This window comes from uncultured Gimesia sp. (genome assembly GCF_963972345.1).
In the GTDB taxonomy this organism is placed as follows: domain Bacteria; phylum Planctomycetota; class Planctomycetia; order Planctomycetales; family Planctomycetaceae; genus Gimesia.
In genome coordinates this window covers 1-12,984 of the sequence record NZ_CAXAVM010000192.1, presented here as the reverse complement: position 1 = coordinate 12,984, position 12,984 = coordinate 1, and the positions used below count along the sequence as shown (strand labels likewise).

The window sequence follows — 12,984 nt, the reverse complement described above, 5'->3', positions numbered from 1 at the left end:
CAACTGGCCGCATAATTCACTTTTCGGGAGTCCGCCAGTCTTGGGCTATCGCAGTACGAGCATTGCGCTCGTTTGGACAATCTGTATCGAAAGTGGAATTAACGCAATGAAAAATGCAATAAACCCAACCCGAACAAATCGTATAAATCCTGCGATAAGTACGTCAGTTCCTTCAGAGATGGGGAAAAGTTCTCTTTGCTTGGATTGCCATGCTTTTACGTTTTTTTTGAATACTTTTACCGAAGTGAGCAATTTCGGCCCAAATAGCACGGATTGCACTACCCACATAAGAAACGCATATATTTGGTCGTATAGCTTTCTGGTATTTCTCTTTTTAGCTGTATGGCAATCTATCTGCTTTTTTAGATTCCGCATGACCCCTTCATCACCATACAAAGATTCAATCAATTGATCTTCTCTGTACTCTGACTCAAATAATTTAGAGTTTATTAAATCTGCATCTTCTAAAAAAGCATCCTGATACTGGTGTAATGTCAGACGAGCCCCACTCAGATCCAGTCTCTTGCCTGGGTTCTCGATACGCCATTTTCTTATTGCCTCAACACCTCTCGAAACTATTTCAATATGTTCGGGGTTTGCCACGATTACTATCTCCGGAAATTGTTCATTGGATCCGATCAATGATAACTCTTCATTACTACTTTTGTATCACGTTTTATTACTGAAAGGTGATTCAGAAATTAATTCAATTAAATCTCTAATAAATGAACAGGCTTGTTCTTGAATTGGGAATCGTGAATTCGCGTGTGCCACACTGTTTCTTCGACGTAAGTGCTGCCAAAGTTCGTCTCTTACTTTTCCTCCAATGATGTTCGCCAAAAAACAGGTATTGATTACAGTTCGCTCATCAGGGTTTCCATTAAAAAAATCTTCGTAATTAACAATTGCTTTGTATCGCGAATCACCAGCCTTTATCTTGTACTTTGTGGTTAATGAGTTATTGAAATCTGCAAGCCGGTTATCAAACACCCACTGCCTAATGTAGTCGTATGCAAAATTCCATCCCATCACAATAGCGGCTCGCCATGCCCCTCTTTCAATACAAAATATTGTTTCATCGAAAAGCCTGTCTTGTGCTTGCGTTAATTGAATCTGTGTAGGCAATTGTCTTAGCTCCTCAAGTACATAACCTGCTTTGATTTCAATAAGTTTCCTCTCACGGGCTTCTTCATAAATAACGACCAAGAGCGTGTCTACACAAGCTCTGAGACGCTCTGCATCAAGTCTAAGAATACGTCCTCCCTTATGTCGAAGTTGGTCAATTTCACGAATTGATTGAGCAGCTGAGATTGATCTCTTAAGACAACAGTCTTTTAGTTTTTGTAAAAAGCTAGGGATTTCTTCAAGAAGTAACTCAACATTGTTTGATGTTCTTAGAATGTATAAATGTTGACCTAAGGTCAGGAAATCCTCTAAATTGTTCTCGTCTGTATTCATGAATTAATGCCCCAGAATAAGATCGTTACTTTTTGAATTGTAAAAGAATATAATAATTAAAGCGGACAGTGACCATACGTCAACTCTCAATGGTAATTCATACAGATTAAGCTCCTATTTCTCGATCAAGTCAGGCTGTACTTCATAGTGAACATGACGCAATTGCAGATACTGAGAAAGATCAGAAAGCAGCTGAAAAGTCAGAAGCAGTTGCAATACAGAAATGCGTCGAATGGTTACAGAGGCGAAAGTATATTTTCAGTAAGCAATCGCATAGCTTCGACAGGTGTGGAGAGCTTTCCGTGGATCGAGCGAACCTTGATCGATCTTTAACCAACGCATTACGAATGCGTTGCTCCCCACTGAATATTCGCTTGTGTTCAGGTGGATAGTGTGGCATGATAGACGCTGGTAATGCGGGTGCGAGTTTTGAGCGGAGGGATTATCCATGATGGATCCGGGGCGACGAGCGGAAAAAAATATTCTGGTCAAAAGTGTGCGGGCGGTGGTTGGCTTGGCTGGCGCATATGTTTTTCTCACCTACGTGTTTTTGTTCCTGGGCCTGTTACAACTTGACCCAGTTCTGAATCTGGCTGAATCGCGAATGCAGACATTCTTGCTGTGGCTGATCTTTGCGCTGGCCTGCGGTTTTGGACTGTTTACGGCGTTCTCCGGGACGGTCAAAGTCTCGCGTTTCTGGCATTGGTTTCTGGTTATGTTCGGCCTGACTTCCCTGCTCCAGATTGTGCCGGGAAAAGGGGGATTGCGACCTGAACTCTATCTGGATTGGCCGCAGTGGACGGTTGCTGCAGTTTATGTTCGGCCGGGATTCCAGTTTATAAAACTGGTCGTGCTGCTGATTCATGTTGGCCTGTCGCTGGGCGTTGCCTGGGGTATTCACTCGGGTTGTCCACGGCTGTTTCGTTGGCAGACGCCGCGTATCAGTTCGTAACTGATGACATCGTTCAATGCCTTGCTTAAACTTGTCGGTAGGGTAATCAGTTGTCACTGGTTCGTGATTTATGTTTTACGAGGAGTTTCCGATGCGGTCTGTTTCTTTGTTTCTGTTCTGTCTGATGCTGACTCCCCTGCAGGCGGCTGAGGAAAAAAGTCCGCTGGAGTCGTGGGTGATTTCCGGTGCGGAAGCCAGGGAACAGGGGACGACGACTTATTCCGTCAAAGAACCGAATCAGGCGGAGAGTGTCAACAGAAGAACTGATACGGGGCAGTACCTGTCTGAAAAACCGTTTCAGGAAGTCGTGGCGTTTTATGTGAAGAAAAGCGGGTTTGAGCCGCCCAACTGGTCGATCCTGGGTCGTGAATTCCCCGGGACTGATCTCTATCTGCCGGCACACTGGACGCGACAGGAAGAAGTGGACGGGAAACTGCAAACTGTGATCATTCAACATTTCATTCGCGAACAGGCGGCCTCGGTTCAGTTGCTGCTGACGAATCAGCCTGATTTGGGGACGGTTTCGATTTCGATCACGCGCGGCAAGGATGATGCGAAAACGCTGATTCAAATTGTGAGTGTTCCCGACAGCGATCATATATAGAAACCAGCCAGGAACCACCAACATGAACATGCCGGTCACGACGACGTTTACGATCGAAGGCTACCGGATCAAAGAATACAAGGGCATTGTGCGGGGGATCATCGTGCGGTCGCCGACGATTGCGCAGGGGGTTCTGGGCGGGTTGAAGAATATCGTGGGTGGTCAGATCGGTGCCTACACCGAGATGTGCGAGCAGGCCCGGCAGCAGGCGTATGATCGTTTGCTCGCACATGCCAGGGAACGGGGGGCGAATGCGATTGTCGGCCTGCGGTACGATGCTTCGGAAGTCGTCAGCAAAGGCTCGGCGACGGAGGTCCTCTGTTACGGGACCGCAGTCGTGATTGAGCCTGAGTAAGATGTTCAGAAAATTTCGCTGCCCGCTTACATTTTAAATGATGCTTAATTGGAGACTTTGATGCGTGAAATGATGGTAGGGCTGATGTTGGCTCCCGTTGGCCTGTTATTACTGTATTTGATCTATTTACAGTTCCAGTTTCTTGCTTTTAAAAAGCAGGTTCCTCAGTTTCGATCCGAGCAGGATATTGACCGGTTAAAACGACTTGCAGCCGGTCAGATGAGCGGGGTTCCGACAGCCTTAAAAATCGTCAATTATTTTCCTGTGCTGATTTGGATTACGGGAATTCTTCTGGGCGACTTGACCTGGTCTGATCTCTTCTTTTTTGTCGTGTTGCCGTATCTGGTGCTGGGAGCCTTCTGCATTATCACAGGCAGCCCTCCTGAAAAAATGGACAATTTCCCGTGGAAGACCAAAATCTGGAAACGCAGCGTGATCATATTGTCCACGTGTGGATTCACGAGACGCATCCGGACTGGTAATTTGAGTGGGGATATTTCCAGGGAATCGCCATGCATAAACATCGGGATGCCAGCCAGCGGCTGACGATTGCGTTTTTTCAAATCGAAGCTGACTCGTATCAGAGGATTACACAAATCGTTGTGAATCAGTTTCAGCTGGTGCCTGTGGGGGAATTGGTGGTCGGCCCGGAGGAACGGTTTCAGGATTTTCAACACCAGAGAAAAGTGATCGGCCTGGAATGGGATTTCTGGTCGGGTTATTGTGTGGTCGCGAAAACGAAGTCCGCGGAAAAGCTGGTACGGAAAATTGCAGTTTTGATTGAACGGCATCATTCCTGATCAACTTCCGGGTAGCACCGAATGTAATTCGGTGTTGTCGTTAGACAACGGGAAACTGACTTGGGATGTCTTCAAGTGATATCAATCGATTGAGCAAAAGAGTGTAGGGGCTGACCCATGTGTCAGTCCGCCTGGTGACGTTTTGAATGATTACACGTTGGGGGGGAAAGAAATCATTCGACACCTGCATAAATAACGCATCAATAGCACGGGTAGACACATGGGTCTACCCCTACATTTGCTGATACAAGTTCGGCACATCATTTATGCGAGGATCTTGTCGATTACGGTGCCGTGGACGTCGGTGAGGCGGTAGTCGCGGCCCTGGTGTTTGAAGATCAGGCGTTCGTGGTTCAGGCCCATGCAGTGTAACAGGGTTGCGTTGAGGTCGTGGACGTGGACCGGGTTTTCGGCGATGTTGTAGCAGAAGTCGTCGGTCGCGCCGTAGGAGATGCCGGGCTTGATGCCGCCGCCGGCCAGCCACATGGTGAAGCAGCGGCCGTGATGGTCTCTGCCGTAATCGGTGCTGGTGAGAGTGCCCTGGCTGTAGATTGTACGACCGAATTCGCCGCCCCAGACGATGAGGGTATCGTCGAGCAAGCCCCGCTGTTTAAGGTCGGTCAGCAGCGCTGCGGTGGGCTGGTCGATGTCGCCACACTGCAGGCGGAGGTCGCTGGGTAGATTGTAATGCTGGTCCCAGCCTCGGTGATAAAGTTGAATGAACCGCACGCCCCGCTCTGCCATGCGACGGGCAAGCAGACAGTTGGCGGCGTAGGTGCCCGGCTTGCGGGAGGCGTCGCCGTAGAGTTCGAACGTCTGTTCGGTTTCGCTGGAGAAGTCGGTCAGATCGGGGACCGAGGTCTGCATGCGATACGCCATCTCGTACTGGGCAATGCGGGTCTGGATTTCGGGGTCGCGGTAATCGTCGAACTGCCGTTGATTGAGCTGGGCGAGTCCATCCAGCATGCCGCGACGGCTGGCGTCGTTGATGCCCGGCGGATTGGAGAGGTACAGCACCGGATCGCCGTTCTTGCGAAAGTTGACCCCCTGGTGGCTGGAAGGGAGAAAGCCGGTACCCCAGAGCCTCGCATACAGCGGATCGGCGGGACGCGATGCGCTGCCGTCGGAGATGAGCACGACGAACGAGGGGAGGTTCTGGTTCTCGCTGCCTAATCCATAGCTCGACCAGGCGCCGAAACTGGGGCGGCCAGGTTGCTGGTGGCCGGTCTGCATCAGGGTGACGGCGGGGGCGTGATTGATGGCTTCGGTGTGCATCGATTTGATCACGCAGACATCGTCGATGATTCGTGCGAAGTGCGGCAGGGCATCGCTGACCCAGGTGCCACTTTCGCCATGCTGCCGAAAGCGGAACTGATTGGGGGCGGCGATGGGGAACGACTTCTGGCCGGAGGTCATGCCGGTCAGGCGTTGATCGCCGCGAACGGAATCGGGGAGCGGTTCGGAATTCAACTGTTTGAGCCGGGGTTTATAGTCGAAGAGTTCCATCTGCGACGGGCCGCCATGCATGAAGAGATAGATCACGCGTTTGGCTGTACCGGGAAAATGCGAACTGCTGACGGCTGGCGTTTCACTGGCAAACAGATCGGGATTCAGCAGCGAACCCAGGGCGGCGGCACCGATGCCGGTTGCGCTGGAGCGGAAGAACTGGCGGCGGGTGAAATCGTGTTGTAATTGAGTCAGGTCGATCGGCATGACGGTTCCTGTGAGTGAACACGGTTATTGTTTGGTCAGGGTTTCGTCCATGTTGAAAATCATACTGGCCAGCATCGTCCATGCAGCAAGTTCGGTTGGTTCCATGGTTTTGTCGACGGGAGCCGCACCGACGTTGATGAGCTTCGCTGCAGCTTCGGGATCTTGCTGATAGATGTCTGTCTGCTGCTGGAGGATGCGACTGAGAATCTGTTGTTCGGATTTTGCTGGCAGTCGACTGGTGGCAGCGCGGAACAGGAAATCGATGCGTTCTGCTGCGGTCGCCTGTTTTTTTAATGTTTGCGTGGCGAGAACACGGGCGGCTTCAACGTAGGTCGGGTCGTTCATCAGGACGAGCGCCTGCAGCGGTGTATTCGTGCGGGGACGAGACACGGTGCAGGTTTCGCGCGTGGGGGCGTCGAAGGCCATCAGACCGGGGGGCGGGCTCTGACGCTTCCAGTAAGTATACAGGCTGCGGCGGTAGAGTCCGTCACCCGTGCTTTGCTCGTAGGTGACATTGCCGTCATAAGAGACCGCTTCCCAGAGGCCGGGCGGCTGATACGGTTTGACGCTGGGTCCCCCCTGCTTTGCCACGAGCAGGCCGCTGATCTGCAAGGCGTTGTCGCGGACGGTTTCGGCGTCGAGACGGAATCGGGGGCCACGCGCCAGCAGACGGTTTTCGGGATCGCGTTCATAGAGTTCGGGGGTAACGCGGGACGACTGCTGGTAGGTGGAAGAGAGGACGATCTGTTTCAACAGGTGTTTGACATCCCAGCCACTTTGCTGGAATTCTACGGCCAGCCAGTCGAGCAGTTCGGGATGACTGGGCCATTCCCCCTGCGAACCGAAATCGCCGACCGTTTTGACCAGGCCGACGCCGAACAACTGCTGCCAGAGACGGTTCACATAGACGCGGGCGGTCAGCGGATGATCGGGACTGGTGAGCCAGCGGGCCAGGCCGAGACGATTGGTGGGGAGTTGCCGGGAGAATGCTGGTAAGACCTGGGGCACGGCGGCGGTGACCTGTTCGCCATGCTGATCGTAAACGCCACGCAGCAGGATGAACGTGTCCCGCGGCTTTTCGTTTTCGTGCATGATCATGGTGGTGGGGACGTTCTTCTGCAGTTTGGTGAGTCTGCTGCGGAGTTTGTCCCGTTGTTTTTCGGCGGTACGCAGGGAATCGGGGGCGGCGGTTTTGAGAAAGTAGTCGCGGAGATCCTGCTGCTGTTGCGAGGTCCGTTTTTCGGCATGGATCATGAGCAGCGTGTTGAGGAACTGGCTGTCGGCGAGTTCCCGGGCTTCAGCGGGGGAGAATGCACGCTGGTAAATTCGCAGGTCGTCGAGTGCGCCTTTATAGAAAGCACTCGTGCTGCGGCGGCCGAGGCGGAATGGTTGGTTGACGGTGATATCGCCGGTCAGGCTGTCATAGGGGGCGGAGGTGGCCTGCGGTTCGCCGTTGAGAAAAATACGAACGCCGGCAGCGGTGGAGGAGCCGTCATAGGTGACAAGCAGGTGTTGCCAGCGACCGGTGCGGATGCCGGCAGCGGTGACGACCTGAATTGCGTTGGAGTTCCATTTGTGAATCAGGTGGACGGAGAGTTTGCCTTTGCGGATCATGATGTCGAAGCCGCGAAGGTGGTTTGTATCGTCGTTCTGCGAAAACAGACAGACGGGGCCACTCGACGCGGGGTTGATCCAGGCGGCGAGTGTGAAGGGTTTGTCGCGGGTAAACCGGAACGGGGTGTTGCTTTCGAGGAGTGCGGTGCCGTCAAACTTTGCGGCTGAAACGACAAAGCCGGGTGTGATTTCGACCGAGCCCGCTGGCGTGAGCGACTTGCTGCTGGTGATTTCGTCCAGCGGTTCGTGGATGACCAGTTGATCAGAAGTGGGGGGCGAGAGTTCGTCGAGTACACTTTGCTCCCATTGTTTCAGTTGCGCTTTGAGTTGTGCCTCGCGCTGTTGATGCTGTTTTTCTAAAGTCGCGAGTTCGTCTTTCAGTTGCTGTTCGCGGGCCAGGTACTCTTGCGAAGGAATCTTGAGAATCGGTTTCGCGTTGCCGACGGTGCCTGTGTTACCCGTTTCGGGGGTGTTGTTGAAGAAGGCGAAGAGCTGGTAGAATTCTTTCTGGGAGAGCGGGTCGTATTTGTGATCGTGGCAGCGGGCACAGCCGACGGTCAGACCCATCCAGACGGTGGACGTCGTATCGATGCGGTCGACGATGTATTCGACGCGGTATTCTTCATCAATGATGCCCGTTTCCAGGGTGGTCATGTGATTGCGGTGGAATCCGGTGGCGATGAGCTGGTTTTGTGTCGGCTCGGGCAGCAGGTCGCCCGCCAGCTGTTCGACGGTGAACTGGTCGAAAGGCATGTTCTGATTGAAGGCGTTGATGACCCAGTCGCGCCAGTGCCACATCTCCCATGCTTCGTCGGTGAAATAGCCACTGGTGTCGGCGTAGCGGGCGGCATCAAGCCAGTAGCGGGCCCGGTGCTCTCCGTAATGCGGAGAATTGAGCAGGCGGTCGACCAGTTTCTCATACGCCTGGGGTGAATGATCGTTGAGGAACGTATCCAGTTCGGCAAGCGTGGGAGGCAGGCCGGTGAGATCCAGTGAAAGACGACGGCAGAGCGTGGCTTTGTCGGCACGGGGAGAAGGTTGTAATCCTTCGCGTTCCAGGCGGGCGAGTACGAAGCGGTCGATAGGTGTTTGTGACCAGTTGGTTTTTGTTACCGCGGGTAGTTCGGACCGTTGTGGTGGAATGAAGGACCAGTGCTGCTGATACTCCGCCCCCTGCTCGACCCAGGCTTTGATTAATTGGATTTCGGCTGCTGAGATTTCTTTACCGGAATCAGTGGGGGGCATTTGGAGATCGGTGTCTGTCGTCAGCAGGCGTTTGAGCAGTTCGCTGTCTGGGGGTGTTTTTTGATTAATAATGGCGTAACCGTCGCGGGGCTGTTTCACGTCGGCGGGATCATCGAGCCGCAGGTCGGCTTCGCGGGTAGCGGGATCGGGGCCGTGACAGTGCAGGCATTTCTCGGAGAGGATCGGGCGGATGTCGCGGTTGAATTGGATGCGAGTTTTTTTTTCTGAAGGCCCGGCTGCCGAAACGGTCTGAAGTTCCGTCCAGAAAGACGAACACAGGCAGACCGTGGTGAGGACAGGCAGGATCAGGTTCCGTAACGGTACAGGCATGGACCAGCTCTTGAGGGGTGAAGGAGTTCGCGAGGGTCAGAATAATATTTAAGTTACTTTAAATATTAGCAGGCATGGATGGATTTGTCACGGATTGTTTGCAGGAAATCAGTGTGTGAGGTGAATTGGATAACTGGTAATGAGGCCGACGGGGAGTTCGGTTTTTCGTATGCCCAGATCAGATTCGATTCTGATTGATTTGCTCCGCTGTGTGCCAGATAATTCTCCTGGCATTGAAATAATACTGTCAATCTGAGAGAAATCGGGTAGCACCGAATGCAATTCGGTGTTGTCGCAGACAACGGGAAACTGACAGGGTACACGTTCGAATTAAGAGCATCATTTCGAGTCCCGTTGCTACTTTCAGGTGCATGGCTTGAATTATTCTGGTATCGTACCAGCACCGTCGGACAAGCCGAGCGGTGGCACGCGGACGTCTGATCTGGTTGGGACGATTGCAATAGTATTTGAGGTTCTGTGAGCCACGGTCCGGCTTGACCGGCCGTGCAAAACAGTTCACGGTCACCAATTGGCTGTCTCATTAAAACGGCTTCGCATTCTTAAGAGAATTTCTAGATGGGTTGGATTCCTGTTGCTGGATTGATTGGTGACACTGCGACCTCCTGCTCGCTGCGCTCGGCCCGAATTTTATTCGGGCTCACCCGGCGTGTTTAACCTGGTTTCAGGTATTGGGGAAAGTAAATGACGATTTATTTCTACACGAAGAATGATGAGTACGGCGAGTTCTCGAACTTTTCACCGCACGGAGTGGAACTGGACGAACTCTGGTGGCCGACGGTCGAGCATTATTTTCAGGCGCAGAAGTTTGGAGATGCAGCGTACCGCGAACGAATCAGGACCGCACACAATGCGATGCAGGCAGCAAATCTGGGGCGAAGCCGCAAGGTTCCCCTGCGGGCGGACTGGGAAGAGGTCAAGGACGAGATCATGTACCAGGGCGTGCTCAAAAAGTTTCAAACGCATCAGGAACTGAAAACTTTGCTGCTGTCGACCGGGGAGCGGCAGATCGTGGAAAATGCCCCCGGTGATTACTACTGGGGGTGTGGCAAGGAGGGGACCGGGCTCAATCGGCTGGGGGAGATCCTGGTGCGGGTGCGCGGAGAACTTTAACCAGACTCAACAACTCCCCGGGTAGCACCGAATGCAATTCGGTGTTGTCGTAGACAACGGGAAACTGACGGGGTAAACGTTCGAATTAAAAAGAATCATTTCAATTCCCGTTGCGACATGGATTGGATACCACTTGCTGAGTTGATTGCCTGCACTGACAAGTTCCTGCTCGCTGCGATCGGCGAGAATTATATTCGGGCCCACCCTTTTTTCTTTTATATTTGAAGAGTTTCACACTATATCAGAACCATTGAAGGCGAATTGTGTCTATGAAACTGGGGTAATGCTGTAACATTAAAACGAAGAAGGGCTCATGTAAGTCAACCATATTACGACAGACATGACTGGGCCAGATTGCTGAAGTGTAAACAGAAGGAAAATGAGATGAAAACAAACTCTCTGGAGTGGTCCCCGGATGCGATTTGTCTGAGTCCTGAAATTTCAGATCTAACAGCTCTAGCCAGCGATCTCTATCAACGAACCTGCCGTACGGATTTCAACGAGCCGGGCTTCTGTCTGGCAAATTTGGGAGCGGTGCTCGATTCACATACTTTTCGACGGATGATGGTGAATCTCAAGGGCGAGATGACTGCGATTCATGAAAGAGAAGCGGGGAGAACTTTACATTATCTTTCCTTAGGCCGTTTTGATCAGCAGGTATCCACGAAACCTCATCTGGATAGTGGTCCCGATGAATGTTTTCTGATGCTGGGTTATGAGCCGAGTGAAGTAGCGAGTGTGCTTGAAATCTCGGATTACTCGAGATGTGCATTTGAGATGGGATTGACGCCGCAAGAATTCCTGACGAAGCATAACCCGATGTTTCAGTCGGGATATGAGAAGTTACGTCCCTATACGACGCGACTCCCCTACTTTTCTGAAGCCAATTATCAAATTGTCTGTATTAATAATTCCGTCGTACCGTTTTCAATAGAAAAACCTGTCTGGCAGGGTACACTGCATACCGCTACGGTGATTGATCCGGATGAATCAAAGCGGCGTGTAATCAATTCGACGATGATTGCGTCAGTGCCTCTGGGGGCGAAAGCGGTGATTTCAATATCGGAAGAACATGAATTCGTCGAGACCACGCTAGTGCGACGTCGTGACTATAATGCAGTGCAGAAGGATGATGATGGGAAACAATAGTTGAAACCGGTTAAAATATTCTGATAGGAGTTTCATATGGTTTCAGCAGTTGAGAATCACCCATGAACCCGATTGTCTATCACTGTGCCTCGGGGCAGGCGTTTTTTACGGGAGTGACGCTGGTACTGCTGGCGGCGTTGTTATCGCTGCGTGAGAGTTCACTTGCGCGGCGGGGGATGGTGCTTTCGCTGGTGATCGGTGTGCTGGCGATTCTCGTTTCTTCGACTCCCCTGCCCTGGCGGTTTTATGGTGTCGCGACTCTGGTGACGCTGTTCTGGCTGGTTACCTTGTTTACGAATCGCTGGCGGAAGGCAGCGGCGGAGGCGATGGTGGGGGTCTGGCTGCTGGGGCTGCTGCTGGAAGTGCCGTATCATCTGACCCCGGGGGTGGAACCGGTTTCTTCGCGGCAGCTGACGGTGATTGGTGACTCGGTGACCGCGGGCCTGGGAGACTCGGAAACTGAAACGTGGCCGCGCATTCTGGCACGGGAACATGAGATCGCCGTGCAGGATCTGTCGCATGTGGGGGATACAGTGGTTGCGGCGCGGAAGCGGGTGGCAGCATCGCAGATCGATTCTCAGCTGGTGTTGCTGGAAATTGGCGGGAATGATGTGCTGGGGAGTACCACGCCGGCTGAGTTTGCGACCAGCCTGGATCGTTTGTTGACCGAACTGGCATCGCCGGGACGTCAGCTGGTGATGCTGGAATTGCCACTGCCGCCGTTTTATCATGCGTTTGGCCGGATACAACGCAGACTGGCGAAGAAACATGATGTGAAGCTGGTGCCGAAACGGGTGTTTCTGTCAATCCTCGCGGGCGGAGATGCGACGCTGGATTCGATTCATCTTTCCCAGGCGGGATAGCAGAAGATGGCGGACGTGGTGTGGGGTATTATTGGAGCGGGTTACCAATTCGATTAGCGATTCGTTTAATGTTACTATTCTTCATTGCATATTCACGTTAACTATTTAATTAGAGTCCGAGAAATTGCGGTATTACTTTCTCCTATGTAGAGATTAGAATCCTCGTATCGAGAGACAAGCTATGCGTTGCATCTTCTGTAAAGTGGACTCTTCGAGTTCGCGCTCGGTAGAGCATATTATTCCAGAGTCACTTGGCAACATCGATCACGTACTCCCTCCAGGAATAGTTTGTGATAAATGCAATAACTATATCTCTCGGGAAGTTGAGAAACCTTTTTTAGATTCGCGATATATACAAGAACGAAGGTTTAATTTCGGAATTCCTAGTAAGAAAAAGAGAATTCCGCCGATGGAAGGATTTCACCTGCAAACGAGTACTCTAATTCATTTATTAAAAGTTGATGGTGAGGAAGGCATCAGTGTTTGCGCGGGCCCAAATACTGATGAGTCGAGATGGGTTAACAGTCTGTTATCTTCCAAAGCTGGTACACTGATTTTGCCAATAGGAGAAAAGCCGAGTGACAAGGTTGTATCTCGTTTTATTGGAAAAGTTGGTTTAGAAGTATTGGCACATCGCGCGCTCGATGATCCAGAAATTTTGGATGAAATTGTCAATAAAACTGAATTAGATCAACTCAGAGATTATGTGAGAATGGTAACCGTCTCACGAAATACACGGTCAGTCAATGGGCATCGCGAGATGCTTTTCT

13 protein-coding genes are annotated in these 12,984 nt (G+C 51.8%); 9 read left to right on the top strand and 4 right to left on the bottom strand.

Features of this window, described 5'->3' with window-relative positions; translation table 11 throughout:
* Positions 1-45: 45 nt before the first annotated feature.
* Positions 46-603, bottom strand: a complete 558-nt coding sequence (locus AACZ40_RS23535) for a hypothetical protein (RefSeq protein WP_291174135.1) — start codon at positions 601-603, stop codon at positions 46-48.
* A gap of 66 nt (positions 604-669) precedes the next feature.
* Positions 670-1,458, bottom strand: coding sequence for a hypothetical protein (locus AACZ40_RS23530; RefSeq protein WP_291174133.1), 789 nt, complete (start codon positions 1,456-1,458; stop codon positions 670-672).
* 448 nt (positions 1,459-1,906) lie between these two features.
* Here AACZ40_RS23530 and AACZ40_RS23525 point away from each other — a divergent pair, with 448 nt between their 5' ends.
* The 5 genes from AACZ40_RS23525 (at position 1,907) to AACZ40_RS23505 (ending at position 4,169) form a co-directional block, all read left to right on the top strand.
* Positions 1,907-2,410, top strand: coding sequence for a hypothetical protein (locus tag AACZ40_RS23525; RefSeq protein ID WP_291174131.1), 504 nt, complete (start codon positions 1,907-1,909; stop codon positions 2,408-2,410).
* Positions 2,411-2,501: 91 nt separating this feature from the next.
* Complete coding sequence (locus AACZ40_RS23520; RefSeq protein ID WP_291174130.1) at positions 2,502-3,014, top strand: hypothetical protein; 513 nt, start codon at positions 2,502-2,504, stop codon at positions 3,012-3,014.
* Between the two features lie 22 nt (positions 3,015-3,036).
* A complete protein-coding gene (locus AACZ40_RS23515; protein WP_291174128.1) occupies positions 3,037-3,369 on the top strand; it encodes a YbjQ family protein in 333 nt (110 codons plus the stop codon).
* A gap of 60 nt (positions 3,370-3,429) precedes the next feature.
* The gene (locus AACZ40_RS23510; RefSeq protein ID WP_291174126.1) at positions 3,430-3,915 is read left to right on the top strand and encodes a hypothetical protein; all 486 of its coding nucleotides are present in this window, start codon (positions 3,430-3,432) and stop codon (positions 3,913-3,915) included.
* Complete coding sequence (locus AACZ40_RS23505) at positions 3,882-4,169, top strand: hypothetical protein (RefSeq protein ID WP_291174125.1); 288 nt, start codon at positions 3,882-3,884, stop codon at positions 4,167-4,169. The genes AACZ40_RS23510 and AACZ40_RS23505 overlap by 34 nt, the downstream gene beginning before the upstream one ends.
* Before the next feature lie 264 nt (positions 4,170-4,433).
* On the opposite strand, the gene AACZ40_RS23500 is transcribed toward AACZ40_RS23505, so the two are convergent.
* Together AACZ40_RS23500 and AACZ40_RS23495 are read right to left on the bottom strand one after the other, a co-directional pair.
* A complete protein-coding gene (locus AACZ40_RS23500; RefSeq protein ID WP_339676067.1) occupies positions 4,434-5,882 on the bottom strand; it encodes a DUF1501 domain-containing protein in 1,449 nt (482 codons plus the stop codon).
* 24 nt (positions 5,883-5,906) lie between these two features.
* Complete coding sequence (locus tag AACZ40_RS23495) at positions 5,907-9,071, bottom strand: DUF1553 domain-containing protein (RefSeq protein WP_291174121.1); 3,165 nt, start codon at positions 9,069-9,071, stop codon at positions 5,907-5,909.
* Positions 9,072-9,773: 702 nt separating this feature from the next.
* On the opposite strand from AACZ40_RS23495, the gene AACZ40_RS23490 reads away from it, so the two are divergent.
* The 4 genes from AACZ40_RS23490 to AACZ40_RS23475 all read left to right on the top strand — a co-directional run.
* Positions 9,774-10,202: an NADAR family protein gene (locus AACZ40_RS23490; RefSeq protein ID WP_291174120.1), complete on the top strand. Its 429-nt coding sequence runs from the start codon at positions 9,774-9,776 to the stop codon at positions 10,200-10,202.
* A 384-nt stretch (positions 10,203-10,586) separates the two neighbouring features.
* A complete protein-coding gene (locus tag AACZ40_RS23485; protein ID WP_291174118.1) occupies positions 10,587-11,351 on the top strand; it encodes a hypothetical protein in 765 nt (254 codons plus the stop codon).
* 62 nt (positions 11,352-11,413) lie between these two features.
* Complete coding sequence (locus AACZ40_RS23480; RefSeq protein ID WP_291174116.1) at positions 11,414-12,214, top strand: GDSL-type esterase/lipase family protein; 801 nt, start codon at positions 11,414-11,416, stop codon at positions 12,212-12,214.
* 409 nt (positions 12,215-12,623) lie between these two features.
* Positions 12,624-12,984, top strand: a 361-nt coding sequence (locus AACZ40_RS23475) for a hypothetical protein (RefSeq protein ID WP_339676065.1), incomplete at its 3' end; no start/stop codon positions are given.

Coding starts and splice junctions, on each gene's coding strand:
- AACZ40_RS23505 (WP_291174125.1), top strand. CDS start 3,882: ATGCATAAACATCGGGATGCCAGCCAGCGGCTGACGATTGCGTTTTTT.
- AACZ40_RS23490 (WP_291174120.1), top strand. CDS start 9,774: ATGACGATTTATTTCTACACGAAGAATGATGAGTACGGCGAGTTCTCG.
- AACZ40_RS23495 (WP_291174121.1), bottom strand. CDS start 9,071: ATGCCTGTACCGTTACGGAACCTGATCCTGCCTGTCCTCACCACGGTC.
- AACZ40_RS23510 (WP_291174126.1), top strand. CDS start 3,430: ATGCGTGAAATGATGGTAGGGCTGATGTTGGCTCCCGTTGGCCTGTTA.
- AACZ40_RS23485 (WP_291174118.1), top strand. CDS start 10,587: ATGAAAACAAACTCTCTGGAGTGGTCCCCGGATGCGATTTGTCTGAGT.
- AACZ40_RS23500 (WP_339676067.1), bottom strand. CDS start 5,882: ATGCCGATCGACCTGACTCAATTACAACACGATTTCACCCGCCGCCAG.
- AACZ40_RS23530 (WP_291174133.1), bottom strand. CDS start 1,458: ATGAATACAGACGAGAACAATTTAGAGGATTTCCTGACCTTAGGTCAA.
- AACZ40_RS23525 (WP_291174131.1), top strand. CDS start 1,907: ATGATGGATCCGGGGCGACGAGCGGAAAAAAATATTCTGGTCAAAAGT.
- AACZ40_RS23515 (WP_291174128.1), top strand. CDS start 3,037: ATGAACATGCCGGTCACGACGACGTTTACGATCGAAGGCTACCGGATC.
- AACZ40_RS23480 (WP_291174116.1), top strand. CDS start 11,414: ATGAACCCGATTGTCTATCACTGTGCCTCGGGGCAGGCGTTTTTTACG.
- AACZ40_RS23520 (WP_291174130.1), top strand. CDS start 2,502: ATGCGGTCTGTTTCTTTGTTTCTGTTCTGTCTGATGCTGACTCCCCTG.